25 protein-coding genes and 2 tRNA genes are annotated in these 25,300 nt (G+C 63.6%); 7 read left to right on the top strand and 20 right to left on the bottom strand.

From position 1 onward, the window contains the following. Positions 1 to 18: 18 nt before the first annotated feature. The 7 genes from I2488_RS04535 to recJ form a co-directional block, all read right to left on the bottom strand. Positions 19 to 165 (bottom strand): hypothetical protein, encoded by a 147-nt coding sequence (locus I2488_RS04535; RefSeq protein WP_196274612.1) that lies wholly within the window; start codon positions 163 to 165, stop codon positions 19 to 21. Continuing rightward, on the bottom strand, positions 162 to 1,412 hold the full coding sequence (locus I2488_RS04530) for a DUF4178 domain-containing protein (protein ID WP_196274611.1): 1,251 nt from the start codon (positions 1,410 to 1,412) through the stop codon (positions 162 to 164). Before I2488_RS04530 ends, I2488_RS04535 begins: the two co-directional genes overlap by 4 nt. Beyond that, the gene (locus I2488_RS04525) at positions 1,409 to 2,035 is read right to left on the bottom strand and encodes a DUF4178 domain-containing protein (protein ID WP_343070980.1); all 627 of its coding nucleotides are present in this window, start codon (positions 2,033 to 2,035) and stop codon (positions 1,409 to 1,411) included. The genes I2488_RS04530 and I2488_RS04525 overlap by 4 nt, the downstream gene beginning before the upstream one ends. 66 nt (positions 2,036 to 2,101) lie before the next feature. Continuing rightward, positions 2,102 to 3,088, bottom strand: coding sequence for an SPFH domain-containing protein (locus tag I2488_RS04520; RefSeq protein ID WP_196274609.1), 987 nt, complete (start codon positions 3,086 to 3,088; stop codon positions 2,102 to 2,104). Between the two features lie 93 nt (positions 3,089 to 3,181). Then, positions 3,182 to 3,256 (bottom strand) — tRNA-Glu (locus I2488_RS04515). 60 nt (positions 3,257 to 3,316) lie between these two features. Next, positions 3,317 to 3,391: transfer RNA gene (locus I2488_RS04510), tRNA-Glu, on the bottom strand. Positions 3,392 to 3,471: 80 nt separating this feature from the next. Beyond that, a complete protein-coding gene (gene recJ, locus I2488_RS04505; protein WP_196274608.1) occupies positions 3,472 to 5,244 on the bottom strand; it encodes a single-stranded-DNA-specific exonuclease RecJ in 1,773 nt (590 codons plus the stop codon). A gap of 146 nt (positions 5,245 to 5,390) precedes the next feature. Here recJ and I2488_RS04500 point away from each other — a divergent pair, with 146 nt between their 5' ends. The 4 genes from I2488_RS04500 to I2488_RS04485 all read left to right on the top strand — a co-directional run bounded on the left by I2488_RS04500 (position 5,391) and on the right by I2488_RS04485 (position 8,503). Then, a complete protein-coding gene (locus I2488_RS04500; protein ID WP_246465474.1) occupies positions 5,391 to 6,635 on the top strand; it encodes a hypothetical protein in 1,245 nt (414 codons plus the stop codon). Beyond that, a complete protein-coding gene (locus tag I2488_RS04495; protein ID WP_196274607.1) occupies positions 6,625 to 7,128 on the top strand; it encodes a flavodoxin family protein in 504 nt (167 codons plus the stop codon). Before I2488_RS04500 ends, I2488_RS04495 begins: the two co-directional genes overlap by 11 nt. A 152-nt stretch (positions 7,129 to 7,280) precedes the next feature. Continuing rightward, positions 7,281 to 7,973 carry a hypothetical protein gene (locus I2488_RS04490; RefSeq protein ID WP_196274606.1) on the top strand — a complete coding sequence of 231 codons (693 nt, stop codon included), beginning with the start codon at positions 7,281 to 7,283 and terminating at the stop codon, positions 7,971 to 7,973. Next, positions 7,964 to 8,503, top strand: a complete 540-nt coding sequence (locus I2488_RS04485; protein WP_343070979.1) for an AHH domain-containing protein — start codon at positions 7,964 to 7,966, stop codon at positions 8,501 to 8,503. The genes I2488_RS04490 and I2488_RS04485 overlap by 10 nt, the downstream gene beginning before the upstream one ends. Positions 8,504 to 8,510: 7 nt before the next feature. Here the strand turns inward: I2488_RS04485 and I2488_RS04480 are convergent, their stop codons facing one another. The 3 genes from I2488_RS04480 to leuA form a co-directional block, all read right to left on the bottom strand. Then, positions 8,511 to 9,491: an NAD(P)H-dependent flavin oxidoreductase gene (locus I2488_RS04480; protein ID WP_196274605.1), complete on the bottom strand. Its 981-nt coding sequence runs from the start codon at positions 9,489 to 9,491 to the stop codon at positions 8,511 to 8,513. Positions 9,492 to 9,568: 77 nt separating this feature from the next. Further along, positions 9,569 to 10,615, bottom strand: coding sequence for an amidohydrolase family protein (locus I2488_RS04475; RefSeq protein ID WP_196274604.1), 1,047 nt, complete (start codon positions 10,613 to 10,615; stop codon positions 9,569 to 9,571). Between the two features lie 123 nt (positions 10,616 to 10,738). Next, on the bottom strand, positions 10,739 to 12,409 hold the full coding sequence (gene leuA, locus I2488_RS04470) for a 2-isopropylmalate synthase (protein ID WP_196274603.1): 1,671 nt from the start codon (positions 12,407 to 12,409) through the stop codon (positions 10,739 to 10,741). Between the two features lie 207 nt (positions 12,410 to 12,616). Here leuA and I2488_RS04465 point away from each other — a divergent pair, with 207 nt between their 5' ends. Continuing rightward, entirely contained in the window at positions 12,617 to 13,750 is a 1,134-nt protein-coding gene (locus I2488_RS04465) for an epoxide hydrolase family protein (protein WP_196274602.1), read from the top strand. Positions 13,751 to 13,754: 4 nt separating this feature from the next. On the opposite strand, the gene I2488_RS04460 is transcribed toward I2488_RS04465, so the two are convergent. From I2488_RS04460 to miaA, 6 genes are all read right to left on the bottom strand, one after another. After that, a complete protein-coding gene (locus I2488_RS04460; RefSeq protein ID WP_196274601.1) occupies positions 13,755 to 14,414 on the bottom strand; it encodes a YceI family protein in 660 nt (219 codons plus the stop codon). Positions 14,415 to 14,533: 119 nt separating this feature from the next. After that, the gene (locus I2488_RS04455; protein WP_246465496.1) at positions 14,534 to 14,788 is read right to left on the bottom strand and encodes an I78 family peptidase inhibitor; all 255 of its coding nucleotides are present in this window, start codon (positions 14,786 to 14,788) and stop codon (positions 14,534 to 14,536) included. A gap of 219 nt (positions 14,789 to 15,007) precedes the next feature. Beyond that, complete coding sequence (gene ilvC, locus I2488_RS04450) at positions 15,008 to 16,027, bottom strand: ketol-acid reductoisomerase (RefSeq protein ID WP_196274599.1); 1,020 nt, start codon at positions 16,025 to 16,027, stop codon at positions 15,008 to 15,010. Between the two features lie 46 nt (positions 16,028 to 16,073). Continuing rightward, entirely contained in the window at positions 16,074 to 16,589 is a 516-nt protein-coding gene (gene ilvN / locus I2488_RS04445) for an acetolactate synthase small subunit (protein ID WP_196274598.1), read from the bottom strand. Between the two features lie 14 nt (positions 16,590 to 16,603). Continuing rightward, positions 16,604 to 18,352: an acetolactate synthase 3 large subunit gene (locus I2488_RS04440; RefSeq protein WP_196274597.1), complete on the bottom strand. Its 1,749-nt coding sequence runs from the start codon at positions 18,350 to 18,352 to the stop codon at positions 16,604 to 16,606. A gap of 187 nt (positions 18,353 to 18,539) precedes the next feature. Then, the gene (gene miaA, locus I2488_RS04435; RefSeq protein WP_196274596.1) at positions 18,540 to 19,502 is read right to left on the bottom strand and encodes a tRNA (adenosine(37)-N6)-dimethylallyltransferase MiaA; all 963 of its coding nucleotides are present in this window, start codon (positions 19,500 to 19,502) and stop codon (positions 18,540 to 18,542) included. Between miaA and serB the strand changes: the two genes are divergently transcribed. Then, on the top strand, positions 19,495 to 20,379 hold the full coding sequence (gene serB / locus I2488_RS04430; protein WP_196274595.1) for a phosphoserine phosphatase SerB: 885 nt from the start codon (positions 19,495 to 19,497) through the stop codon (positions 20,377 to 20,379). The two genes, miaA and serB, sit on opposite strands and share 8 nt — an antisense overlap. On the opposite strand, the gene I2488_RS04425 is transcribed toward serB, so the two are convergent. Beyond that, positions 20,380 to 20,964: a hypothetical protein gene (locus I2488_RS04425; protein ID WP_196274594.1), complete on the bottom strand. Its 585-nt coding sequence runs from the start codon at positions 20,962 to 20,964 to the stop codon at positions 20,380 to 20,382. A 144-nt stretch (positions 20,965 to 21,108) separates the two neighbouring features. On the opposite strand from I2488_RS04425, the gene I2488_RS04420 reads away from it, so the two are divergent. Next, a complete protein-coding gene (locus I2488_RS04420; RefSeq protein WP_196274719.1) occupies positions 21,109 to 21,918 on the top strand; it encodes a Coq4 family protein in 810 nt (269 codons plus the stop codon). A gap of 3 nt (positions 21,919 to 21,921) precedes the next feature. On the opposite strand, the gene I2488_RS04415 is transcribed toward I2488_RS04420, so the two are convergent. The 3 genes from I2488_RS04415 to I2488_RS04405 are packed head-to-tail and all read right to left on the bottom strand — an operon-like array spanning position 21,922 to position 25,262. Further along, complete coding sequence (locus I2488_RS04415) at positions 21,922 to 22,668, bottom strand: DUF72 domain-containing protein (RefSeq protein ID WP_196274593.1); 747 nt, start codon at positions 22,666 to 22,668, stop codon at positions 21,922 to 21,924. Then, on the bottom strand, positions 22,665 to 24,824 hold the full coding sequence (gene purL / locus I2488_RS04410) for a phosphoribosylformylglycinamidine synthase subunit PurL (protein ID WP_196274592.1): 2,160 nt from the start codon (positions 24,822 to 24,824) through the stop codon (positions 22,665 to 22,667). The genes I2488_RS04415 and purL overlap by 4 nt, the downstream gene beginning before the upstream one ends. A 42-nt stretch (positions 24,825 to 24,866) precedes the next feature. Next, the gene (locus tag I2488_RS04405) at positions 24,867 to 25,262 is read right to left on the bottom strand and encodes a DUF2177 family protein (protein WP_196274591.1); all 396 of its coding nucleotides are present in this window, start codon (positions 25,260 to 25,262) and stop codon (positions 24,867 to 24,869) included. Between the last annotated feature and the right edge of the window lie 38 nt (positions 25,263 to 25,300).

Raw genomic sequence — 25,300 nt, 5'->3', positions numbered from 1 at the left:
CCTTTCAGGATCCGGTTATCACTTGTGGGTGGGGCCGGCGTGGCCGGAGGCGACGGGGCGATCCTCGTCATCGCTGAAGAACGAGTAAGCGTTGAAGGCTGCGTAGAGCGCTGCGGCGAGCAGGCAAAAGCAGAGCGCGGCAAAGAGAAGAAGCCGTCTGGTCATTTGTCGCGATGCCTCCACCACAGGATCGTGACCGGCCATGCGAACAGCGCGATGACCAGAGTCCACCACATGCCCCACGACATCGTACCGGTCTCTGCCTCGACCCAGACATTGATGGTTTCTACCTGCCCCCAAGCATCGTTGGGGAGTGGGTCGACCGGCCAGCCGTGGGCCGAGCCGCTGACGTAGACATCGTAGGTCCCCTGCGGGACATGTCCGAACATGGTGTCGCCGTGGTGGCTACCCTCGGTCCACGGACCATCCGAATCGCTTCCCGCGTAGTGCTCGACGAGGCCATACGCGTCGATCGATTGCTCGCTCGAACGGTCGACCAGGTTGTATTCGAGATCGACCCAGCGGTTTTCGAACTGGTTCGTATCGGCGTTGACCGTCACGAACTGCCACGGCCTGCGAACCGTGATCGTCCCGACCTTGATCGGCGCTATCTGCCCGCCGACGGGCACTTGGACCATCGTGCTCGTCCTGGTGCTTGGCCCTGCCAGCACGGCCATGGCAATTGCGGCCAGTATCGCTGCGGCGAATGCCAGCAAGAACATGCGACCAAGGTCATCCTGCTCGAGGCCCGGCTCGGCCTTGAACTGCATCAGCCCGCTCGGTGCCTTGCGCTTCGGCAGCCGGCGCCGGTCGAGGCCGAATGATTGCTCGATGTCGGATTGCTCGACCGGAACGAGTTGCGTCCAGTTCTCTTCGCCTTCCGAGATCTCGCGCGAGAGGAATGTCTCGCCAGACTGGAACAGCGTCGCCGTCGCAGTATCGCCAGCTTTTACGCGCCAGTAGAATTCGCCTGCCACTGCCGTCGTAGAAAACGTCTGGTCGCGGCCGAGGCGGCTGAAGCTGTCGGAGCGCCAGAACACGCGGTTCCTGTCTCCCTGCGGACGATCGGCGAGGGGCGTTCCGAACTGCCATTCGCCATCTGCCGCGACGAGCCAGCGATAGCCGAGGTAGGGATTGAACAGCAGGAATTCCTGCCAGATCGCGATCTGATCCTTGCGCCGCAGCGCGCCGACCACTTCCCATTCCTGCCCGAACAGCGTGCCCCGCTTCCCGATCTCGATCGCGAAGCGGGTCCGCGCCCTCTCGTGACGCCGGATCAATACCACCTCGGGGCGCGAGACATCGAGGATCGAGCCGCAATTCTGACAAACCAGATTGACCGAGAACCCTGCCGCCCGCACTTCGATGGTGCCGCCACAGGCCGGGCATGTAATTGCCTTGCCGCCGGTCAACGCATCTCTCCGGGGATTGTCCACCCTTCGATTGCACGCAAGTTGCCAGGCTTCAAGCTGACAAGGTCCCAGCTATCCCCGAACCAGGCCGTGGTACTGCGCTCGTCGCGCTGGAGCGAGAGCACTTCGCCGCTGGCGGAACGGTAATCGACGCTGGTCATGCGTGTGCCGATCTGCGTCGGGATCGGCAAGTCACCCTCGCTTCCGAGGCATTCGACTTGCTTCACGTCGCTGGCAAACAACTGTCGACCCTCGACCTCGATCGCGTCGCCAGTGTTGATGGTGCCGCCATTCGCAAAAGCCTGCACCTCCGGTCGATCCAGCAGTTGGGGCCATTCGGCGGTGAGCATGAAAGTCCCGGCGGCTTCTGCCAGCCAGAACTGCGCACCTGTCTCTGCCAGCGCCAGCCACTCGTTCCATGATCCGCCGTCCCATGCCCAGCGCACACGGCCAACCACGGTCAGCTTTCGACCTTCCGCGCCGATTGTGGTGCCAAGCTGGATCGGCGAGACATCGAACGGAAGGACGGCAACCTTGCCGATCTCCTCGACATTCAGGCCCTGTCGCAGGATCAGCGTCCGGCAGTAGGGGCAGGTGGCATAGGGCAGGGAGGCCCCCCGCACCGGCACTTGCGCTCCACACGACGGGCAGTTCAGCACGTGTCGCTTTCCCCCAAGGCGCGGGCGCGATCAGCGGATGCGCGCGAGCAGTTCGGCCTTCTTGGCATCGAATTCCTGCTGGCTCAATGCGCCAAGGGTAACGAGCCTGTGGAGCTTCTCGATCGTGGCGAGGGGGTCTTCTTCCGGAGCAGAAGGTCCAGGCGCGGACTGGCCAAGGCCTTGCGCCATTGCCCCGCCCAATGCCGTGGCTGCAGCCACGCCGGCGCCAATTCCGGCCATCCCGCCGCCGTCCTGATTGGCCACATCCTCGATGGCCTCTGCAGCCTGGAAGCGAGTGTAGTTGCCAAGATCGCCGAGCACGCGCATCGAACTGGCCTTGTCGAGATGGGCCTGCACCTCTTCCGGCAGCGAGACGCTCTCGACGTAGAACGACAGGCAGGTCAGGCCCCACTGCGCAAAGGCCTTGTCGACTTCGGCCTTGATCCGATCCGACAATGCCTGCTGATTGGCCGCGAGATCGAGGAAGGCGATCCCGCTGCCGCCCAGCGCTGTGGCCATCGCCGTCTGGATCGCGGCGCGCAACTGCGGTTCGAGCGATGCCACCGCCACGCCCTCCAGCGTCCCGAGCACGCGCGACACGAACGGCGGCACTTCATTCACGCGGAACGAATAGGAGCCGAACGCGCGCAGGCGAAGTGCTCCGAATTCGGCATCGCGCACCGTCACCGGCTGGGCAGTTCCCCACTTCAGCCCGTGCTGCTCCTTGAGCGACAGGAACACCACGTCAGACTTGAACGGCGATTTGAACGCCTTGTCCCAGTTCATCAGATTGGACAGCAGCGGCAGATTTGCGGTTTCGAGCGTGTGCAATCCTGGCCCGAAATAGTCGGCCACGCGCCCTTCGTTGACGAAAGCCGCAATCTGGCCCTCGCGTACCGTCAACTGTGCGCCGTGTTGAATTTCGCGATCGGCGAAAGGCACGCGCCAGGCAAGTTCGCCCGGTTGTTCAAGCCATTCGATAACGTCGACGAACTGCTTGCGAAGAAAATCGAACATTGCGCACCTCTGCGATGAGGCGGTGAGCCTAATCGAAGCGTTCTGGTCGGCAAGTGCTAATGGAGATACCAAGCATCGGTCGCGCAACGACAGTGGTGACCCCTACGGGAATCGAACCCGTGTTTCAGCCGTGAGAGGGCCGCGTCCTGACCGCTAGACGAAGGGGCCATTCCGCTGGAAGGCCATGGCGTTGCGCTGCCGCTTCACCTTCCGGAGAAGGGAAGCAAGTGGTGACCCCTACGGGAATCGAACCCGTGTTTCAGCCGTGAAAGGGCCGCGTCCTGACCGCTAGACGAAGGGGCCACTGGGCTTGCGCCGCTGGGCAGGTCCGCGCCTCTAAGGGGAGTATCGCGGGGCGTCAAGCATCGAATTGCAGAAAAATTTCAGTCGGCGAATGCGGCGTCTTCGACATGGAGTTCGGCGGCGGGCCGGCTGCCCCAATCGTCGATCTTCGCGCGCCCTGCGAGCCAGAACGTACGACCGCGAGAACCATGCAGCAGGGCCTGGCCCATCTCGCTTTGCGCCGCGCGAAACGCGATGGCCTTGAACGAATGCCCGTCAGCCCCGGCGGCGACCATGCGGACGTGGTCGGTTCCGACAAGGTCGCATTTGACCAGCCGGACCGGACCCACTGCGACACGCGGTCCGGGCCAGCCGATGCCGAAGGGGCCTGCAGCTTCCAGCGTCTCCACCAAAGAAGGCCTCAGCCCTCCCGGAGTGAGCGAAAGATCGAGCAACAACGATTGCGAGGCGCGCGCGCCGATAACGTCGCGCGCCAGGCGCTCGTCCAGCCAGTCGGCCAGCGAATCAAGTCGGGCCGGATCGATCGTCAGGCCGCAAGCCATGGCGTGGCCGCCGCCGGCTACAAGCAGGCCTGCCTCTCGCGCGGCGATGATCGCCGCGCCAAGGTCCACCCCGGCGATGGACCTGCCCGAACCCTTGCCGTGCCCCGCCTCGTCAGCATCAAGCGCGATGACGAGCGAGGGCTTGCCGGTCTTCTCCTTGATTCGCCCGGCCACGATGCCGATCACGCCGGGGTGCCAGCCGTGCCCGGCCAGAACCATGACCGCACGGTTGTGTTGCGAGGCGATCTGCGCCTCGGCAGCCTCCTGCACTTCCTGCTCGATCGCGCGGCGCTCTTCGTTGAGGCGTGACAGCTGTGCGGCAATCTCGCGAGCCTCGTCCGGGTCCTGCGTCGTCAGGAGGCGCACCCCCAGCGTTGCCTCGCCCACGCGCCCACCGGCATTGATGCGCGGCCCGAGGGCAAAGCCTAGATCGCTGCAGGTTGGCGCGCGCGAAAGGCGGCTTGCGTCGATCAGGGCGGACAGGCCCACGTTCTCGCGCCTCGCCATGATCTTAAGGCCTTGCGCCACGAACGCACGGTTGAGGCCCTTGAGCTGTGCAACGTCCGCCACGGTGCCCAGCGCCACCAGATCGAGCAGGCGCATCAGGTCTGGTGCGGGGCGGCTGGCAAAAAAGCCACGCCCGCGCAATTCGCGGACCAGCCCGACGGCCAGCAGGAAGGCAACGCCGACCGCTGCAAGATGACCGTGCGCCGCCGCCTCATCGCATTCGTCCAGCCGGTTCGGGTTCACCAGCGCGGCCGCCAGAGGGAGTTCGGCCGGGCACTTGTGGTGATCGACGACGATCACGTCGACACCGGTCTCGGCCGCAGCAGCGAGAGCATCGTGCGCCATCGCTCCGCAGTCGACCGTCACGATCAGCTCGCTGCCTTCCTGCGCCAGCTTGACCAGGGCCTCGCCCGAGGGGCCATAGCCTTCAAGCAGGCGGTCCGGAATGTAGTGACCCGCGTCCACGCCCAGATCGCGCAGCAGCAGGATCAGCAGCGCCGCGCTGGTCGCCCCGTCAACGTCGTAGTCGCCGTAGATCGTTATCTTCTCGCGGCGCTCGATGGCATCGGCAATGCGGCGGGCGGCGCTGTCCATGTCGCGGAACAGCGAAGGGTCAGGCAGAAAATCCCGCAAGGTCGGGCGGCGATGGCGCTCCAGATCGTCGATCGAGACCCCGCGCGAGAGCAGAAGCTGGGTGACGATGGCATCGTCCGCACCTCCGCCCAATCCGAGGTCCATGTTGCCGCCGCGCCAGCGCCAGGCTTGTCCAGAAAGGGAGTGCGTAATCGCAGTGACCGGAATCATCGCTTTGCGCTATACCATGGCGCTGTCTGCGGAAAGGGGCGGGGTGTGTCGAAGCGCACCACCCGCAACGAGTCCCCGGCGCATAGGGTCGCACTGAGTCTGCTGCGGTCGGAAAACGGCCGCAAGTCCTTCAGGAGGATGCCGAAATGCGTGTCAGAACTGGATATCTCGCTTCTGCCGGAGTGTTGCTGTGTGGAGTTGCGGTCGGGGTGTTCGCCCAGCAGTCCAGCGCTCCGGTTGCGCGATACGAAATGCGGGCAGAGACAATGTCGGGCTTCGGCGCAATGGGCGCTGGTGGTGGCGGAATGGGTGCGGCCATGGCCATGGCGATGGGCGGGAGTCCACGGGCCCAGCACATGCTGTGGCTCGATCTCGGTTCGTCGCGCGCAGCCGCGGACGGGAAGCCCAAGGCTGAGCATTTCATGCCGGCCGGAGCAAAGCTCGGCAAGTCGGTCCTGCTCAAGACGCCAGTCACTAAGCCAGCCGAGCCCGGAAACGCGGAATTCCAGCGACCCAAGGGGCGCATGCTTATCTTCTGGGGATGTGGCGAACATGCACCCAAAGGCCAGCCCGTCGTGATCGACTTCAGCAAATTGGCTGCAGGGCAAGTCCCGCCCGGTTTGTGGTCGACTGCCGTGCCTGTTGATCGCTGGGTCTCTCCCGCATCGAGCAAGACTTACGGCACCTGGCCGAGCGACGATGGCAAATCCGCCAAGCCCGATTCGGCCTTGCCCGGAGCGCATCGGATCGTGTCCAACTATGCGCCGGAGTTGAGCTTCAGCCTGACCAGGGACTTTATGGGTCCCCTCAATGCCTCGAGCAGCGCGATCGGGTCTGGCGCCACATTGCTGCGCTGGGGCGCAGTTGCCGAAGCGACCGGGTATTATGCCATGATCATCGGCGGAAAGCAGGCACCGAAAGGGCAGGACATGGCCGACATCGTCTGGTGGTCGTCGAGCGCGACAAGGCAGTTCGGTGGTGGCTTGTCGGACTGGCTCGCACCATCGACAGTAGCGCGGCTGGTGGCCGACAAGACCGTGATGTCGCCACAGACCACCACCTGCACCGTCCCGGCCGAGGTGAAGGCCGCCGCCCCGGATTACATGTACGGCACGCTTCACGCCTATGGGCCGGAGGAGGGCTTCGCCTATCCGCCACGGCCAGCCGATCCCAAGGCAAAGTGGGTGCCCGAGTGGACCGCGCGCATCCGCCATCGCTCGACGACCGGTTTCCTCGTCGGCGTGGAAGGCTTTCCCGGCGCCAATTCCGCAACAGGGCAAGAGCCTCCCAAGCCCCAATGCAAGCCAAAGAAGAAGGGGCTGGGCGGCTTGCTCGGCGGGGCGGTAGGCGGCGCACTCGGCATTCCGGGCGGGAGTGGCGATGGCTGTTGAAAGCTCTGACGCCGCATTGCTGATCGTCTGGCACAGTCGCACGGGCGCGTCGCGGGCGATGGCTACGGCGGCAGCAGAGGGCGCGCAGGCCGCAGGTGAGTGTCGTCTGGTCGAGGCAGCCGAGGCGGGGCCGGAGCATCTCCTGTCGGCATCGGGCTATCTGTTCTGTTGCCCGGAAAACCTCGGCACGGTGACAGGCGAAATGAAAGCGTTCCTGGACCAGTGCTACTATCCGCTGCTCGGCCGGATCGAGGGGAGGGCTTACGGCACGATGATTGCCGCCGGTTCGGATGGAACCGGTGCCACCCGTCAGATTGACAGAATTGCCGCAGGTTGGCGGCTGCGACGTGTGACCGAACCGATGATCGTCTGCACGCAAGCGCAGACTCCCGAAGAAATCCTTTCCGAAAAGACCTTGTCCTCGCAAGTTCTGCAAGACTGTCACAATCTGGGACAGGCGTTGGCGGCCGGTCTGGCGCTGGGGGTATTCTGAAACAATTCGGTCTAGACTGCCGAACGGATCGTTTCTGGACCGGGTGCGACTCGACGGTTCCGGAACGCTGTGCAAGTCGTGTGGCATGACTGAAAGGTGGGCTAGTGAACGCGAGTGACCGGTCTGCAGATTGCGCGCCCGTCGCAGCGCTCATGTACGAGCCTGAAAGGCTGCCATCATTGGCAGAAGTCTTGGCCGGACCCGATACCGGCCTTAGGTACTTTGTGTCGCATGCCCCGGAAAAGTCGGAGGGATGGGCAGAGGTTCTCGGCAATGGCCTGACCTTCGACCTTCGCGGCCTGCGTGAAGGTAACCCCGCTTCAGCGCCAGACATCCGCAGTGCGGTTGGGTTGGGATTGCAGGATGTTGCGGGAAAGCACTGGCTCACCCTGGCACCCGGTCCGCATCTTGCCGGAGCAGACCGCCTGCTGCCCGTGATTAGAATCGCGGCAATGCTTCTGAACGAACTTTCGAAGGTCGGGCCAGCCCTCGCAATCTCGTGGATTCCCGCCCATTTGGTCATAAAACCGGATCTTTTTGCTCGCGCGATCGGCCCTTGGCTTGAAGGCGGGCCGTTCCCTGCACCTGCGTTTGTGGCCATGCATCGGGAGAGCGACGGCTCCTTGCGCACTGAAGGCCTCAACTTTCTGATGGGGCAGGAGTTTTTGCTTCTGCCCGCTCATCCGGCCAGCGCCCCAGAGCTTGCACGAATTGCCATGAGGCTGGTTGATTGGCTGGTGGCGCACGGACCAGTGGTGCAACCTTCTCAAGCAGTTCTTGCCGGTTCGGGGACAGTCCTTCTTGAGGTGGAAGGGGGTGACCGTATCGTTGCACGGTGCGCTTGAAACTGGACCATTTCCGGACAGAACGGGATGGCCTGCCCTTCGGGAAGGTCAATGTCCCTGGAGATTCAAGCTACCAGCCGGAACAGCAGCGACACCACCTGATCCCGCGCCAGGTCCTGCAACTGGGCGGGTTGCGCCAGATGATCGGCGCCCTTGGCATCGAACGTGCCGCAATTCACGATTTCCGTCGGAACGGGCAGTTGCTGCCGTCGTCCGAACGGGAAGCGATGCGTGTTGGTCTGCCGCTCCATCGTGGTCCGCATCGGGCCTACAACGAACTCGTAATCGAACGAATTGGCCAGATCGAGGCGGACTGGTCGCGTGAGAGAACCCGGAACCGGAACGCAGACTATGCCGCGCTGATGCGGTTCGATCTCTTGCAGCGAGCGTTGCGCCGACGTTTTCTTGATCCGCGCAACTGGTCGCGGGTGCCATTGAACACCCGCGATCCAGCGCTCGATTTTCGCCACCTTGACGAAATGGCAGACCTGTTCTGGTCAGACACTGCCACTGTCGCTCTGGCGAGTTAGGCCTCGATCACTTGAGAAACGGCGCAGATGCCGACGAGAGCGCGGCAGAAGCTTCGCGATACTGCTTTTCCAGCCGGTCTACCCTGACAGCGACGGGCTCCACTGCCGAGACGGCGCCGATACCCTGACCAGACCCCCAGATGTCCTTCCAAGCCTTCGCTTCGGTATTGCCGCCGGATCCGAAGTTCATCTTGCTGGGATCGCTTTCGGGCAGGTTGTCGGGGTCGAGCCCTGCATTGACGATCGAGGAGCGCAGGTAGTTGCCGTGCACGCCGGTAAAGAGGCTGGAATAGACGATGTCGTCCGCCCGGCTGTCGACAATGGCCTGCTTGTAGGCTGCATTGGCGTTGGCCTCCTCAGTGGCGATCCAGGCCGAGCCGATATAGGCGAAGTCGGCGCCAAGAGCCTGTGCGGCAAGCACCGAGCGGCCATGTGCGATTGCGCCTGACAGGGCGACAAGACCGTCGAACCACTCTCGGATTTCCTGCATCAGGGCGAATGGTGATTGCGCTCCTGCGTGGCCCCCGGCGCCGGCGGCGACCGGAATCAGGCCGTCCGCACCTTTCTCGATTGCCTTGCGGGCAAAACGATCGTTGATCACGTCGTGCAGCACGATGCCGCCCCAGCCGTGCGCAGCGCTATAAACGTCCTCACGTGCGCCGAGCGAGGTGATCAGCATCGGCACCTGCCACTTGGCGCACAGCGCCATGTCCTCGTCGAGGCGATTGTTGGTCTTGTGGACGATCTGGTTGACGGCGAACGGCGCGGCGGGGCGATCCGGGTTCGCGCGGTTGTGGGCTGCCAGTTCCTCGGTGATCTGGTGCAGCCATTCGTCGAGCTGGCTGATCGGCCGCGCATTGAGCGACGGGAACGAGCCGACGATGCCTGCCTTGCACTGCGCAATCACCAGCTCCGGGCAGGAGATGATGAACAGCGGCGAGGCGATGACGGGCAGACGCAGGTTGGCGAACAGCGGGGGAAGAGGCATTCGGCTCGTGTCCTTGAGGATGCGTTTAATCGGTTGGTTAAGTGGCTAGGTCAAGCGGCGGCGCTTGTCAAAGGCGGTTATGGCAGCACGTCCTCTATGCCGTAGAACCGGGCGGCCGTGCCTGCAAACAGCGCGCGCTTTTCCGCGTTCGAGGCACCGTGCGCCAAGCGCTTGAACGTGTTCCACAGCACGTTGTAGCTCGCGCCCCACTTGTCGACCGGATAGTTACTTTCGAACATTGCACGATCTGGCCCGAAGGCTTCGATGCAGGTCTCGATGTAGGGACGCCACATCGCTGCGAGAGTCTCGGAGGACAGTCCTGCCATCGGTCCCTGCTCGGGAAGGCCGCAGAACGCCATGGCCAGCCCGCCAAGCTTGATGGTGACATTGGGGCATTCCGCGATCTGCCGGATCATGCTGCGCCAGATGTCGAAGCGTTCGTGCAGCTTGCCGTGGTAGCTCGACATGCCGAGCGGGGTGCCGCAGTGATCGAGGCAGATCGGCTGATCCGGGAAGGCGCGGGCAAGGTTGAGGGCATCGCCGAGCTGTGGCTCCAGCAGCCAGGCATCGAACGTCAGGCCAAGTTCGCCGAGGTGGCGGAAACCTTCCCGGAACCTGTCCGAGAGATAAAGCTCGGGCGGAGCATGGAACGGCGGACCGAGCACGTCTGGATTGGCATCCCAGGCGCCCTGATGGCGAATGCCCCGAAACCGTCCGTTGCCTGCTTCTGTAAGGGCTTCAAGAACCGGCCGTGCTCCGTCGCCCAGTTGCAGGTCGGCATGACCGACAATCGCGGCGCAGGGGCGGTAACTGCCATAGAGTCCGCTCGCCCCCTGAGCGGCAACACCGTTGACGAACTCGACTTCGCCCACCGGCTTCATCGCCGGTTCGGCGCTGGCACGATAGAACGCGCCGCATTCCATGTAGACGGTGGCGACGACATTGTGCCCGCCCCGGGCGTCGGCCAGCAGTTGGTCGAACGTGTAGTACGCCGAATGCGTCAGCGTCTCGATGAACGGGTGCCGTGGCTCGGGAAAGGCCGCGATCAGCGGCCGCAGGTCCCACAGGTGGTGGTGCGGATCGACGATCGGCAGATCGGGTTCGAGAATCGCTTCTTCGGCCATAAGTCCTGTCCCGTTGCGCGCCTCTTGCGGGCACGGACTGGACTATGGCGCATAGGTTGGCGCGGGCAAGCCTGATTTAACTGCCCGATTGAACAGGCGGCCCGGCGGACCGCCTGCACAAGGTCAAGCTGCGGCGTTTGCAGCGCTGAGGACGGCGCGGACACTCGCGGTGGCGACGTCCTCGTCGATGCCGACGCCCCAGATCGTGCGACCATCGGCGGTCTTGCACTCGACATAAGCGGCGGCTCGCGCATTGCTGCCGGCGCCCATGGCGTGTTCGGAGTAGTCGGTGATGTCGATCTCGACGCCGAAGCCATCCTTAAGCGTGGCGACGACCGAAGAAATCAGCCCGTTGCCACGACCCGAGACCGACTGCAGCTTGCCATCGACCTCGATCTTGCCGGCGAAAATCCGCGTACCGTCCGGACCGCGCGCTTCCTCGTAGTCGACCAGCTGGAAGTGCTGCGGCGCATCCAGGCGATAGGCCTTGCGGAACACGCCCCAGATGTCTGCGGCCTGCAGTTCGCGGCCCAGTTCGTCGGCCAGCTCCTGCACATGGCGCGAGAAGTGGGCCTGCATCTTTTTCGGCAGCTTGAGGCCCTGATCCTGCTCGAGCACCCAGGCAAAGCCGCCCTTGCCGGACTGCGAATTGACGCGGATCACCGCTTCGTAGCTGCGGCCGAGGTCGGCTGGATCGATCGGCAGGTAGGGGATGGCCCAGAGCTCGTCGTTGCGCTGCTCCTGCGCGGCAAAACCCTTCTTGATCGCGTCCTGGTGGCTACCCGAGAACGCCGTGAACACCAGTTCGCCGCCATAGGGATGGCGCGGGTGTACCGGCAGCTGGTTGCAGTACTCGACCGTCTGGATCACCTCGTCGATGTCCGAGAAATCCAGCTCCGGGTCGATCCCTTGCGTATACATGTTGAGGCCGACCGTGACGAGGCAGCAGTTGCCCGTCCGCTCGCCATTGCCGAACAGGCAGCCTTCGACGCGATCCGCGCCCGCCATCAGGCCCAGTTCGGCCGCTGCCACGCCGGTGCCCCGGTCATTATGGGTGTGCAGCGAAATCACCGCGCGGTCGCGGTTCGGCAGATTGCGGCAGAAGTACTCGATCTGGTCGGCATAGATGTTGGGCGTCGCCGCCTCGACCGTTGCGGGCAGATTGAGGATGATCGGCTTGTCGGTTGTCGGCTGGAGAATTTCCATCACCGCCTCGCAACATTCGATGCTGAAATCGAGTTCGGCGGTGGAGAACGTCTCCGGGCTGTACTCGAAGTGCCAGTCCGTCTGGGGGAAACGGGCAGCCTGATCGCGCAGGTGCTTGGCACCGGCAATGGCGATCTCGCGCACGTCCTTCTTGTCCATGCCGAACACCACGTTGCGCCACAGCGGCGATACCGCGTTGTAGACGTGGACGATGGCCTGCTTTGCGCCTGCAAGGCTCTCGAACGAGGTCTTGATCAGGTCCTCGCGCGATTGGGTGAGCACCTGCACGAACACGTCGTCGGGGATGCGCCCGGAATCGACGAGTCCGCGGATGAAGTCGTACTCGGTGGCACCGGCCGAAGGGAAGCCGACCTCGATCTCCTTCAGACCCACTTTCAGCAGCAGGTCGAAGAAGCGGCTCTTCTTTTCTGCATCCATCGGATCGATCAGCGACTGGTTGCCGTCGCGCATGTCGGTCGAGAGCCAGCGCGGCGCCTTGGTGATCGTCTGGCTGGGCCACTGGCGATTGGGCAGGTCGATCAGCGGGAACGGACGGTACTTGGCCGAAGGGTTCTTGAGCATGGTCATGGAATTACTCGAATGATCTGGATTTCGTCGGTTCTGGTTTTCAACCCCTGGGCGCCGTGCGCGCCGGGACGGACCGACGCGTCAGCTCACGCCCAAGGGCGGATAAGTCGCAGGGTAAGGTCCAGTCGAGCGATCATGCGACAAGCCTATGGTGAATCGCGAGCCGCTTGTCCAGAATGAATGCGAACAATCCGGGAGAGAGAAGCCATGAATATTGCGCCGTTCGTCGTGGATGTACCGCACAGCGCGATCGACGACCTGCATCGGCGCATCGACATGACCCGGTGGCCAGAGCAGGAAACGGTCGACGATTGGTCGCAAGGGACGCCTCTGGCTGCCCTGCAGGATATCGTTGCCTACTGGCGTAACGGTTACGACTGGTACCCCTGTCAGAAGATGCTCAACGAATGGGGCATGTTCGAAACCGAGATCGATGGCGTGATGATCCGGTTCCTGCATGTGCGCTCACCCCATGCCGAAGCCCGGCCGCTGCTGCTTACCCATGGCTGGCCCGGATCCATTCTCGAATTTCGCCGCTGCATCGCCCCGCTGACCCGGCCCGAAGAGCACGGGGGCACAGCGCAGGATGCCTTCCATCTCGTGATCCCGTGCCTGCCGGGTTACGGTTTCTCGGGCAAACCCACCGTCAAAGGCTGGAGCGTTCAGAAGATCGCGCAGAGCTGGGGCGTGCTGATGGCGCGGCTCGGCTACGGCAGCTGGCTGGCACAGGGCGGTGATTGGGGCTCTGCCGTTACGACGGCGATCGGTGCGATGAAGGTTGAAGGGTGCAGCGGCATCCACCTGAACATGCCAATCGCACGCCCATTGCCCGAGGACCTCGCCGCACCGGGAGCGGATGAACTCAAGGCGCTGGCAGGCCTGAAGCATTATCAGGACTGGGATTCCGGCTACTCGAAGCAGCAGTCCACGCGGCCACAGACGGTCGGCTACGGGCTTGTCGATTCCCCGGTCGGCCTCGCCGGCTGGATCTACGAGAAAATGTGGGCCTGGACCGACAATGCTGGTCGCGCAGAAGACGCACTGAGCCGCGACGACATGCTCGACAACCTGATGCTGTACTGGCTGACAGCGGCAGGCGCTTCCTCGGCGCGGCTCTATTGGGAAAGCTTCGGCAGCTTCGCGCCGGTGCAGATCGACCTGCCTGTGGCAGCGAGCGCATTTCCCAAAGAGATCATTCCCGCTCCCCGGAAATGGTTCGAGCGGACGTGCTCAAACCTCGTATACTGGGGCGAACTGGAAAAGGGTGGTCACTTTGCCGCATGGGAGCAGCCCGAAGCTTTCGTGAATGAACTCCGGGCTGCGTTTTCCCTGATGCCTTAGGCGCTTACTTCTTCTCGAAGGCCGCCGTGATATCGAGCTTCACTTCGTCCGAAACGAAGGGAATGCCGTACTTCACGTTGAAATCCGAACGCTTGATCGTGGCCTTGCCGTGAAAGCCGACTGTTGCGGCCTTGGAGAACGGGTTGGTCCCAGCACCGGCGAAAGTGGCGTCGATGGTCACCGGCTTGGTCACGCCGTTGAGCGTGAGGTCGCCGGTGATCTTGGCGCTCATCCCGTCGGCGCCGGGGGCGACGCTGGTCGAAACGAAGGTGGCATCGGCAGGCGCCGCGCCGAAGAAATCAGCGGGCTTCCCGTCGGCGGCAGGCTTGAGCAGGTGTGCGGTCAGCGCCTGATTGACGGTTACAACCTTGCTGACCGGGATCTTGACCGAGACCTTGGCTGCCGCAGGGTTTGCCGGATCGATATCGAGCGTGCCGGTCACGTCGCCGAACAGGCCGAAGTAGTCGTTGAAGCCGAAGTGGTTGACGCGCCAGCCGACCAGCGAGTGACCAGCGTCCGCAGTATAGCTGCCTGCAACGACGCGAGCCTTGTCTGCCTTGCCGGGCGCTTCGGGCATTTGCGCAACCATCGGGGCAGCAACAGCGGCAAGGGCGAGAGGCAGAGCGAGCATGAGGGCGCGCGGCATGCGCGTAAGCTTCGGCATGGGGATCTCCTTGGGGAGGCTAAGGAGCGCTTTGGTTGCCAAAGTGCTATCGCGGACGCAAGCAAAACTCCCGCCGTCGTAGCGGCAACGCAACCATACGTGAGACTTCAGCAAGCGCCTTAACCGCAGCGCGCGGTCAGCAGACGTCCGCTGTCATCAACGATCAAATTCAGCCGGTCGCTGCGCAAGTCCTGGGTGATGATGGAGCCAGGGCGTATCACACGGATACGGTCGTGACCGACAGCCCGGACAAGCGTGGTTCTGGCCTGCGGCGTGACCACAGTTCCGAGCAGGCGTTTCGCTGGTCCTTGTCCGCAGGTGTCCTGCGATGGTGGTTCTGCCCTTGCGGGTGGCGCTGCCGGTCGAGAAGCCATGTCCCTGCCAGCCGCCAAAGCCTGAGCGGGCAGGGTGAAGACTGCAGTCAGCGAGATCGCTGCGAGCGCAAAGGGGTAGAATCGTGTGATCATTATCTCCGGATCGGAGTGATATAGATCACATTTTCGGCGTCCACTGCATTCGTCGATGCGAGTGGGCCATTAATGGAAAGGGCGGCCGAAGCCGCCCTTTCACCTGTTCCACAAAGTCTGGTGCGATCAGTTCTTGGACTGGTCGACCAGCTTGTTCGCGCCGATCCACGGCATCATTGCGCGCAGCTTCGAACCGGTTTCCTCGATGAGGTGGCGCTTGGCGAGGCCGCGAGCAGCCTTGAGTTCCGGCTGGCCGGCGCGGTTGTCGAGCACGAAGTCCTTGACGAAGCGGCCTTCCTGGATGTCGGCGAGGACGCGCTTCATTTCCTTCTTGGTCTCTTCGGTGATGATGCGCGGACCGGTCTTGATGTCGCCGTATTCGGCGGTGTTCGAGATCGAGTAGCGCATGTTGGCGATGCCGCCTTCATAAAGCAGGTCGACGATCAGCTTCAGTTCGTGGAGGCATTCGAAGTAGGCCATTTCCGGCGCGTAACCGGCTTCGACCAGAGTTTCGAAACCGGCCTGGATCAGCGCGGTGGTGCCGCCGCACAGAACGACCTGCTCACCGAACAGGTCGGTTTCGCATTCCTCGCGGAAGTTCGTTTCGATGATGCCCGAGCGGCCACCGCCAACGCCCGAGGCATAGGCGAGGGCAACGTCATGGGCATTGCCAGTCACGTTCTGGTGGACGGCGATCAGGCAGGGCACGCCGCCGCCACGCTGGTATTCGCTGCGCACGGTGTGGCCGGGGCCCTTGGGGGCAATCATGATCACGTCGATGTCGGCGCGCGCTTCAATCAGGCCGAAGTGGATGTTCAGGCCATGGGCGAAAGCCAGGGCTGCGCCGGGCTTCATGTTGGCGTGCAGGTCGTCGGCGTAGATCGCGGCCTGGTGCTCGTCAGGTGCGAGAATCATGAGCACGTCGGCCCAGGCAGCCGCGTCGGCGTTGGCAAGGACCTTGAAGCCGGCGGCTTCAGCCTTCTTGGCGCTGGCCGAACCCGGACGCAGCGCGATGGCCACTTCCTTCACGCCCGAATCGCGCAGGTTCTGCGCATGAGCGTGGCCCTGCGAACCGTAGCCGAGGATCGCGATCTTCTTGTCCGTGATGAGGTTCAGATCGCAGTCTGCGTCGTAAAAGACCTTCATGTCGTTCCCAATCTTTGATGAATTCGTGAATGGATGAGTGAATGGTTCAGGCGGCAGTTGCGCCGCGGATCATGCCGACGATGCCGGTGCGGCCGACTTCGACGAGGCCAAGCTCCTTCATCAGCGCGACGAAGCTGTCGATCTTGTCCGGCGCTCCGGTCAGTTCGAAGATGAAGCTCGAGGTCGTGGTGTCGACCACCTTGGCGCGGAACACGTCGGCCAGACGCAGCGCCTCGACGCGGTTCTCGCCTTTGCCCGAGACCTTGATCAGGGCCAGTTCGCGCTCGACGAAGGGGCCGACCTCGGTCAGGTCGGTGACCTTGTGCACAGGGACGAGACGCTCAAGCTGCGCGCGGATCTGGTCGATGATCGGCGGCGGGCCGTGGGTAACAATGGTGATGCGGCTGACATCGTGCCCGTCGGTGATGTCGGCCACGGTCAGGCTGTCGATGTTGTAGCCGCGCGCCGTGAACAGGCCTGCGATCTTGGCGAGGATGCCGGCCTCGTTGTCGACCGTGATGGTAAGGACGTGGCGCTCCTGCGCCTCTTGGGCAATGTGCATCATCTCAGGGGTCCTCACACCAGCGCCTTGGCTTCGTCGTCCATGGTGCCTGCCACTTCGTCCCCGTAAAGGATCATGTCTGTGTGCGCAGCCCCCGACGGGATCATCGGGAAGCAATTGGCTTCCTTCGCGACGAGGCAATCGACGAAGACCGGACCGTCATGGTCGATCATCGCCTGGATACCTGCGTCGAGCTCGCTCTCGTCGGTGATGCGGATGCCCTTCCAGCCATAGGCTTCGGCAAGGCGCACGAAGTCGGGCAGGCTGTCCGAGTACGAGTTCGAATAGCGGCTTTCGTAGGTCAGTTCCTGCCACTGGCGGACCATGCCCATCCATTCGTTGTTGAGCACGAAGACCTTCACCGGCAGGCGATACTGCGTGGCGGTGCCCAGTTCCTGGATGTTCATCTGGATCGAGGCATCGCCGGCGATGTCGATCACCAGCGTATCGGGGAAGCCGGCCTGCGCACCGATCGCGGCGGGAAGGCCGTAGCCCATCGTGCCCAGACCGCCCGAGGTCAGCCACTTGTTCGGCTTCATGAAGTGGAAGTACTGCGCCGCCCACATCTGGTGCTGGCCGACTTCGGTCGAGATGATCGGGTCGTGCGCCTTGGTCAGTTCGTACAGCCGTTCGACCGCGTATTGCGGCATGATCAGCTTGGACTTGCGCGGATAGGCAAGGCTCTTGCGGCCGCGCCACTCGTCGATGCGGGCGTACCAGCCGGTCAGGTCCTGCGCCTTGTAGCCGCGCTCCAGCCAGGCTTCGATCAACTGGCCGAGCACCTTGCCGCAATCGCCGATCACCGGCAGGTCCACACGCACCGTCTTGTTGATCGAGGCGCGGTCGATGTCGATGTGGATCTTCTTGCTGTTCGGCGCGAAGGCATCGAGGCGGCCGGTAACGCGGTCATCAAAGCGCGCGCCAACGCAGACAATCAGGTCCGCCTGATTCATCGTCAGGTTGGCTTCATACGTGCCGTGCATGCCAAGCATGCCGAGCCACGCCGGATGATCCGCCGGAAATGCGCCAAGGCCCATCAGCGTGGAGGTCACCGGCGCGCCGGTCAGCGACTGCAGTTCACGCAGCAGGCGCGCGGCTTCGGGACCCGAGTTGATCACGCCGCCACCAGTGTAGAACACCGGAGCCTTGGCCTTAGCGATCATCTCGATAGCCTCGGCGATCTCGCTCGCGCCACCTTCGGTCTGCGGAGAATAGCGGTTGCGCTGCTGCGGTGCCGCGCTGCTCCACGCCGCCGTGGCGATCTGGACGTCCTTGGGAATGTCGATCACGACCGGGCCGGGGCGGCCCTCGGTAGCGATGCGGAACGCCTCGTCGATCGTCGCGGCGAGCTGCGAAGGGTCCTTCACCAGATAGTTGTGCTTGGTGCAGTGGCGCGTGATGCCGACCGTATCGGCTTCCTGAAACGCGTCGGAGCCGATCAGGCCGGTCGGAACCTGACCGGTGATGACCACCATCGGGATCGAATCCATGAAGGCATCGGCAATACCGGTGACGGCATTGGTCGCACCCGGGCCCGAGGTGACCAGCACGACGCCGGGCTTGCCGGTGGCACGCGCATAGCCTTCGGCAGCATGTGCCGCGCCGGCCTCATGGCGAACGAGGATGTGGCGGATGCGTTCATCGCCGAACAGCGCATCGTAGATCGGCAATACCGCGCCGCCGGGGTAGCCGAACACGAATTCGACGCCCTTGGCGACAAGGCTTTCGACCAGGATCTCGGCGCCGCTGCGCTCGCTTGTCACGTTACTTCATCCTTCTTCGCGTGCCGGGCCGATACCCCCGATGCAACGCCGGAAAAACAAAAATTTCGGCCCGGCTGCAGTGTTAACCGCGCCGGGCCGTCTCTCCCTTTCGGGTGCTTGATCGACATGCAAGATGGATCAGGCAATTGACGGTTTGCTACTTGACACAAAATGTGGTGTCAAGCGGCTAAATGCGCAATAAACTTGCTGCGGTGGCGAAGTCAATGGAATTTTCGTACGCGATTCGTGGCCAGTCACCCGGATTCTGGTTCCTCAGCCAGGTATATTGCCGCTTGGCGTAGTTGCGGGTGGCCTGCTGACCCGCCGCCATGGCTTGTTCGCGAGACATTTCCCCGCGCAGGAATGCCGCGATCTCGGGCACGCCGATGGCCCGCATGACCGGCAGCGATTCGGGCAGGCCTCGTGTGAGCAGGGCCTCGACTTCAGCAACAGCACCGCCATGCCACATCAGTTCGAACCGAAGATCGCAACGCTGATAGAGCCATTGGCGCTCCGGCAGGAGAATGATCGGCGCAAGGTCCACCGCATCGCCAATCCCGCCGACCCGCTGTTGCTGCCAATGCGCCAGCGAATGCCCTGTAGAACGCACCACTTCCAATGCCCGGGTCACACGCTGCACATCGGCGCGGCCGAGCAGCGCGGCGCGCGCCGGGTCCTCTTCGCGCAGCGCTGCATAGGCCATCTCGACAGGCAAGGCCCGCACCTCGGCACGAACGATCGGGTCGATCTCCGGCACCGGAGCAATGCCGTGGAGCAGCGTATTGATGTACATGCCGGTCCCGCCAACAAGGATCGGCATGGCATCGCGCGCATGGGCCGCAGCGATCTCTGCCTTGGCCGCGTTGGCCCAGTCAGCTGCCGAACAGGCCTGCGCGCCATCCCATGCGCCGAACAGGACATGCGCCACGCCCTGCATCTCCTCCTCTGATGGCCTTGCGCTCAACACGCGCAGATCAGCATAGACCTGCGCGCTGTCGGCGTTGATGACCACCGCCGTGCGGCCTTCTGCACGAAGCTGCAGTGCCAATTTTACTGCCAGATCGCTCTTGCCGCTTGCCGTCGGCCCTGCGATTAGCGCCACGCGCGGCTTGCCCGCTGCCTCAGTCGAAAAGGATTCCCCGTTGATCATCGCGCGCCTGATAGCAGACCCGGAGACGCTTGGTGACAATCTCTCGCTCGCGATGGAGATGATCGAGGCGCGTGATTGGGAAGTGGCCGGTGCAGGGATGCTCGACATTTGCGACGACGTGCTCGAACTCGAAGTGGTTGAGGGCAATCCGGTCGGCATCCGCAAGATACTCGACCAGTGCTTCCCCGAGAGCGACCTGCTGCTGTCCGATGGCCTGATCGAAGTGCCCAACCTCTTCGTCTCGGACATGGATTCGACGATGATCGGGCAGGAATGCATCGACGAGCTGGCCGATTTCGCGGGCCTGAAGGACCGCATCGCCGCCATTACCGAACGCGCGATGCAGGGCGAGCTCGATTTCGAATCCGCCTTGCGGGAACGCGTAGGCCTGCTCAAGGACCTGCCCGAGGCCGCGATCACCCAGTGCCTCGACGAACGCATCCGCCCGATGCCCGGCGCGCGCACGCTGGTCTCCACGCTCAAGTCACGCGGCTGTCACACCGTGCTGGTGACCGGAGGTTTCCACTCCTTTGCCGATCCCGTGGCAGAACTGCTCGGTTTTGACCGGGTTGTCGGCAATCGCCTCGGCCTCCATGAAGGTGTGCTGACCGGCGGCCTAGTCGGCGGGATCGTTGACAGCTCGGTCAAGAAGAAGGTCCTGCTCGAAGAGACCGAGCGCCTGGGCGGCGAAGTCTTCAGTCTTGCCACCGGCGATGGCGCCAACGACATCCCGATGATCGAGGCAGCCAGCTATGGCATCGCCTATCGCGCCAAGCCCAAGGCGCGTGCCGCGGCAGATGGCTGGATCGATCGGGGCGATCTGACCTCGGTCCTCTCCCTGCTCGGCATTGCTCGCCAGGACTGGGTCTTCGACTGATCAGGCGAATGCGGGCGCCCCGCGACGCTTCCGCGCCATCAATCGAAGCAGCAGGGCGGCGAGTGCGAGAGTCGTCATGGTGAGCCCGATGGCCCGCGTCTCCGGCACCGGTATGCGCTTGGCATAGGCCAGCGTGAAGATCAGCCAGATCACGTGGATGCCCGCCGTGTGCAGGCGCTTCCAGTTCCGTCCCATGGCACGCATCGCCGCGTTGCTCGAGGTCAGCGCCATGGCGAGGATAAAGACATAGGCTGTGCCGCCCGGGATCAGCGATGCGAACGTGCGCGGCTCCGGGTCGAGGCTGGTGGCTATGGTGAGCGCCACAAGATGCACCGAATGGCTTGCTGCAAATCCTAGCCCCCACCACCTTCGATCGCGCGCCAGCGCCCGGCTCCACGGGGCAGGGGAGAGCCGCAGAAGCGACGAGGCGAGGTAGGTCATCAGAAAGATCGGAAAGCCGACGCGGGCGGTCCATCGCGCCGCAAGGTGCCAGCTTTCATGTTGCGTTGTCCCCACTTCCAGACCGGCCATCAATGCCAGCAACGAAAGTGCCAACCCGACCGCCATCGGCCACTTGCGAGCCATGTGCCCGTCTCCCCGCGTTTTCCGCAGTCTGCACCGCCGATGTTTCGCAGGCAAGCGTTGCGCCAGCGCAGGCGATTGACGATCTATTTACAGGGCTGTTAGTATTGCCGGGACAAGAATTCCGGGAGAATCGCCGTGAACGCCATGACCGGTGCGTTGAGTGCCGACCTGCCCATTTACGACGAGCGTCGTCCGCAGATGCGGATGCAGCCGCTCAAGGCGTGGCATCACTTCCAGAACCTCCTGAAGGACAAGGAAAACACCGAAGAGGTGTTCCACATCTTCGAAGCGCTGCCGTGGCGGAACCTGCGCGGGCGGGCCGAGGCTTTCCTGCGCAGCGAGCGTGGTCAGGCGCTTCGTGCGACCGAGCCCTATCTTCCGGCGATCCTCGACGATCACGCTGCCCTGCGCCAGACGCCCAAGGGATCGCTCGCCCACGCCTATTGCGACTTCATGGAAAGTGAAGGCCTGACCGCCCAGGGGCTGGTCGACGAGTTCGACCGCTTTGCCGCGAAGCGCGAGCACTTCGAGGACCAGTTCCTGTGGTACCTCAATCGTATGCGCGACGTGCACGACATGCTGCACGTCCTCACCGGTTATGGCCGCGATGCGCTGGGTGAGGCTTGTGTGCTTGCCTTCACATACGGACAGCAGCCAAGCCCCGCGCACTTGTTCATCGGCTACCTCGCGGGGTTGAACATCAACAAGCAGACCCGCCGCAGCGCCCCGGTGTTGCGCGCCGTCCGCGAAGGCCAGCGCCTCGGCAAGGCCTGCCCACGCCTGTGCGAACAGTCGATCACCGAACTGCTGCCTCTGCCGATCGAGGAAGTGCGCAAGCGCCTGAACATCACCCCCGCCAGGCGCTACAAGGAAGCCCATGCCATCTGGCACGGCATGGGCATCGATCCCTATGACCTGCTGGGCAAAAACGCAGCGACAAACCTCGCCGCCTGACAGTCAGAGCGCTGCGATCAGCGCCTGCGCGGCGGCAGGGTTGCGATGCTTCGCGCCGGCGATGAACAGGACGTAGGCGTCGCGGCCATTCCGCACCCAGTCCCGGCCGCGCTTTGCCCACTCGTCAATCGCGGCGAGGGCGTAGCCGGTCTCGCAACCCTCATGCGACTGCTGCAGCCGCGCGTATGAGAAATCCGCGGTCTGCTCGTCGATCTGCGGAAACTCTGCACTGTCGGTGGATGCCACAGCGAAGTTGCGATTGCGGCAGAGGTCGAGGAAGGCCGGATCGCAGAACGATTGGTCGCGCACCTCGATCGCATGCCGCAGGTCTACACCGTCCTGCCGATCCGGGATCAGATCGAGAAAACGCGCAAAGTCCTCGCGTTCGAACCGCTTCCCCTCACGGAACTGCCAAAGGATCGGGCCTAGCCGCTCGCCGAGTGCCGTGAACCCCTGGTTCAGGAACTTGTCGACGATCTCCTTGCTGTCGGCCAGCACCTTGCGCCGCATGGTGTATTGCAGCGCCTTCAGGCTGAAACGGAAACCATCGGGCGTTGCGGCTGCCCAGCGGGCAAAGCTCTCCGGCTTCTGCCGCCGGTAGTAGGTCGCGTTGATCTCGATGCAGGTCAGCTTCGAAGCTGCAAACTCAAGCTCGCGCCTATGGGGCAGGCCTTCCGGATAGAAGGCCCCGCCGCGCCAAGGTTCGTAGGTCCATCCGCCGATGCCGACGCGGATGGACCCGCGCGTCACGCTTCCATCCAGTCCCGGAAGAACGCTTCGTTGGCCTCGCGCAGCGTCGCCAGTTCGACGCCCGCCACTTGCGAACCGCCAACGGTGCCAAGCTTCGTTGCGCCTTCCAGCACGTCGCCAGCCTTGGTCGTCACGACATAACGCGACTGGTCCTCGCCAAACGCCGCCGCCGTGTTCAGCGTGACGTCAAGCGAGCAACCCTTTCCACCGGCCAGCGCCATTTCGGTCAGCGCCACCAACAGGCCACCGTCCGAGATGTCATGAACTGCGGTCAGCTTGCCCGCCGCGATCCACTCGCGCACCTGCTCGCCGTTCTTGCGCTCCACCGTCAGATCGACCGCAGGCGCATCGCCATCTTCGCGGCCAAGCACTTCGCGCAGGTAAAGCGACTGGCCAAGGTGCGATCCTTCGCCACCCACCAGCCAGATCACGTCGCCATCGTCCTTGAACGCGACCGTGGTCATGATTTCGTGATCGAGCATCAGCCCGACACCACCGATCGCAGGTGTCGGGAGAATGGCCGAGCCACCGCCGGTGGCCTTCGATTCGTTGTAGAGCGAGACGTTGCCCGATACGATCGGGTAATCAAGCGCACGGCAGGCATCGCCCATGCCGTTGAGCGCCTGAACGATCTGCGCCATGATCTCCGGGCGCTGAGGGTTGGCGAAGTTCAGGCAGTTGGTGATCGCAAGGGGGCGCGCGCCCACGGCGCAGATGTTGCGCCAGGTTTCGGCCACGGCCTGCTTGCCGCCTTCGTAAGGATCGGCATAGCAATAGCGCGGGGTGCAGTCGGTGCTGATCGCCAGCGCCTTCTTCGACCCATGGATGCGCACCACGGCAGCATCGCCGCCCGACTTCTGCAGCGTGTCTGCGCCAACCTGCGAATCGTACTGCTCGAAGATCCAGCGACGGTTGGCGAGGTCCGGGCAGCCGATCAGCTTGACCAGATCAGCGCCAAGGTCTGCGCTCTCCGGCACCGAACCCAGCGGCGCGACGTTGGCCCAAGCCTTGTAATCTGCCAGCGACAGGGCAGGGCGGTCATAGAGCGGTGCGTCTTCGGCCAGCGGACCCAGCGGAATGTCGCAGACCGTCTCGCCCTTGAACTTCAGCACCATGTGGCCGGTGTCGGTGACTTCGCCGATCACGGCAAAGTCCAGCTCCCACTTGCGGAAGATAGCCTCGGCCATGGCTTCCTTGCCGGGCTTGAGCACCATGAGCATGCGCTCCTGGCTTTCCGACAGCATCATCTCGTAAGGCGTCATGCCCTCTTCGCGACACGGCACCTTGTCCATGTCGAGAATGATGCCGGCCTTGCCATTGGTCGCCATCTCGACCGATGAGGAGGTGAGGCCAGCCGCGCCCATGTCCTGGATCGCGACGATCGCATCGGTCGCCATCAGCTCGAGGCAGGCTTCGATCAGCAGCTTTTCGGTGAAGGGATCGCCCACCTGCACGGTCGGACGCTTCTCGTCGGACTTCTCGTCGAAGTCGGCGCTGGCCATGGTCGCACCGTGGATGCCATCACGCCCGGTCTTGGAGCCGACGTAGACGATCGGATTGCCGAGGCCGGTTGCCGCCGAATAGAAGATCTTGTCGGTATCGGCCACGCCCACGGTCATCGCGTTGACGAGGATGTTGCCGTCATAGGCCTTGTGGAAGTTGGTCTCGCCGCCCACCGTCGGCACGCCCACGCAGTTGCCATAGCCGCCGATGCCCGCGACGACGCCCTGCACGAGGTGCTTCATCTTCGGATGGTCGGGTCGGCCAAAGCGCAGCGCGTTCATGTTCGCCACTGGGCGCGCGCCCATCGTGAACACGTCGCGCAGGATGCCGCCAACGCCGGTCGCCGCGCCCTGATAGGGTTCGATGTACGAAGGGTGGTTGTGGCTCTCCATCTTGAAGATGGCGGCCTGACCGTCGCCGATGTCGATCACGCCCGCATTCTCGCCAGGACCGCAGATCACCCAAGGCGCCGAAGTCGGCAGCTTCTTGAGATGGATGCGGCTCGACTTGTAGGAGCAATGCTCCGACCACATGACCGAGAAGATGCCGAGCTCGACAAGGTTCGGCTCGCGCCCGAGCGCGTTCAGGACGCGCTGGTACTCTTCCTCGGACAGCCCATGGGCGGCGACGACATCTGGCGTGATTTCGGACATGGCGCGCGCCTTAGCGATGTGGCGCGCCTTAGGCTAGTCCTGTCAGGCGAACTTGAGTGCCACCCATGTCGCGACCGTAGCCGCCACTGTCGTTGCGAAGGTCCCCCAGATCACGTCGATCACCGTCACGTGGACGGGCCACCGCGCCAGCACGGCCTGGCTGGTCAGGTCATAGGTCATGTAGCACATCGCACCGAGGATCGCGGCATTGAGTGCCGTTGCGCCAAGCCCCTGCGAAAGGCCCGGCCGGACCGCGAACCACACCATCCCGGCGAGATACAGCACATAGAACACGACCGCCGGTCCCGCCCGGAACTGCGGCGCCAGCAGATCGCCCAGCGCAGGCCGATAGAGCTTCGACCCGGCCCAGCCCAGCCACACGGCATCCATCGCGCCAAACACCACGGCGGCTGCGACATAGGCGATTACGTATTGCATGGCCTCGGGTCCCCGGCTTGTTGCGGATCGAAGCTTGA

Source organism: Novosphingobium jiangmenense (assembly GCF_015694345.1).
Taxonomy (GTDB): Bacteria; Pseudomonadota; Alphaproteobacteria; order Sphingomonadales; family Sphingomonadaceae; genus Novosphingobium; species Novosphingobium jiangmenense.
The sequence above is the reverse complement of the archived record's forward strand: the minus strand, read 5'-3'. Positions and strand labels throughout refer to the sequence as shown.

Bases quoted from the DNA above. Each gene is read 5' to 3' on its own strand.
- miaA (WP_196274596.1), bottom strand. From the start codon at position 19,502: ATGATCAACGGGGAATCCTTTTCGACTGAGGCAGCGGGCAAGCCGCGC.
- leuA (WP_196274603.1), bottom strand. From the start codon at position 12,409: ATGACCATGCTCAAGAACCCTTCGGCCAAGTACCGTCCGTTCCCGCTG.
- I2488_RS04460 (WP_196274601.1), bottom strand. From the start codon at position 14,414: ATGCCGAAGCTTACGCGCATGCCGCGCGCCCTCATGCTCGCTCTGCCT.
- I2488_RS04420 (WP_196274719.1), top strand. From the start codon at position 21,109: ATGACCGGTGCGTTGAGTGCCGACCTGCCCATTTACGACGAGCGTCGT.
- I2488_RS04495 (WP_196274607.1), top strand. From the start codon at position 6,625: ATGGCTGTTGAAAGCTCTGACGCCGCATTGCTGATCGTCTGGCACAGT.
- purL (WP_196274592.1), bottom strand. From the start codon at position 24,824: ATGTCCGAAATCACGCCAGATGTCGTCGCCGCCCATGGGCTGTCCGAG.
- I2488_RS04465 (WP_196274602.1), top strand. From the start codon at position 12,617: ATGAATATTGCGCCGTTCGTCGTGGATGTACCGCACAGCGCGATCGAC.
- I2488_RS04475 (WP_196274604.1), bottom strand. From the start codon at position 10,615: ATGGCCGAAGAAGCGATTCTCGAACCCGATCTGCCGATCGTCGATCCG.
- I2488_RS04500 (WP_246465474.1), top strand. From the start codon at position 5,391: ATGCGTGTCAGAACTGGATATCTCGCTTCTGCCGGAGTGTTGCTGTGT.
- ilvN (WP_196274598.1), bottom strand. From the start codon at position 16,589: ATGCACATTGCCCAAGAGGCGCAGGAGCGCCACGTCCTTACCATCACG.
- I2488_RS04455 (WP_246465496.1), bottom strand. From the start codon at position 14,788: ATGGCTTCTCGACCGGCAGCGCCACCCGCAAGGGCAGAACCACCATCG.
- I2488_RS04535 (WP_196274612.1), bottom strand. From the start codon at position 165: ATGACCAGACGGCTTCTTCTCTTTGCCGCGCTCTGCTTTTGCCTGCTC.
- I2488_RS04425 (WP_196274594.1), bottom strand. From the start codon at position 20,964: ATGGCTCGCAAGTGGCCGATGGCGGTCGGGTTGGCACTTTCGTTGCTG.
- I2488_RS04520 (WP_196274609.1), bottom strand. From the start codon at position 3,088: ATGTTCGATTTTCTTCGCAAGCAGTTCGTCGACGTTATCGAATGGCTT.
- I2488_RS04405 (WP_196274591.1), bottom strand. From the start codon at position 25,262: ATGCAATACGTAATCGCCTATGTCGCAGCCGCCGTGGTGTTTGGCGCG.
- recJ (WP_196274608.1), bottom strand. From the start codon at position 5,244: ATGATTCCGGTCACTGCGATTACGCACTCCCTTTCTGGACAAGCCTGG.
- I2488_RS04490 (WP_196274606.1), top strand. From the start codon at position 7,281: ATGTACGAGCCTGAAAGGCTGCCATCATTGGCAGAAGTCTTGGCCGGA.
- I2488_RS04480 (WP_196274605.1), bottom strand. From the start codon at position 9,491: ATGCCTCTTCCCCCGCTGTTCGCCAACCTGCGTCTGCCCGTCATCGCC.
- ilvC (WP_196274599.1), bottom strand. From the start codon at position 16,027: ATGAAGGTCTTTTACGACGCAGACTGCGATCTGAACCTCATCACGGAC.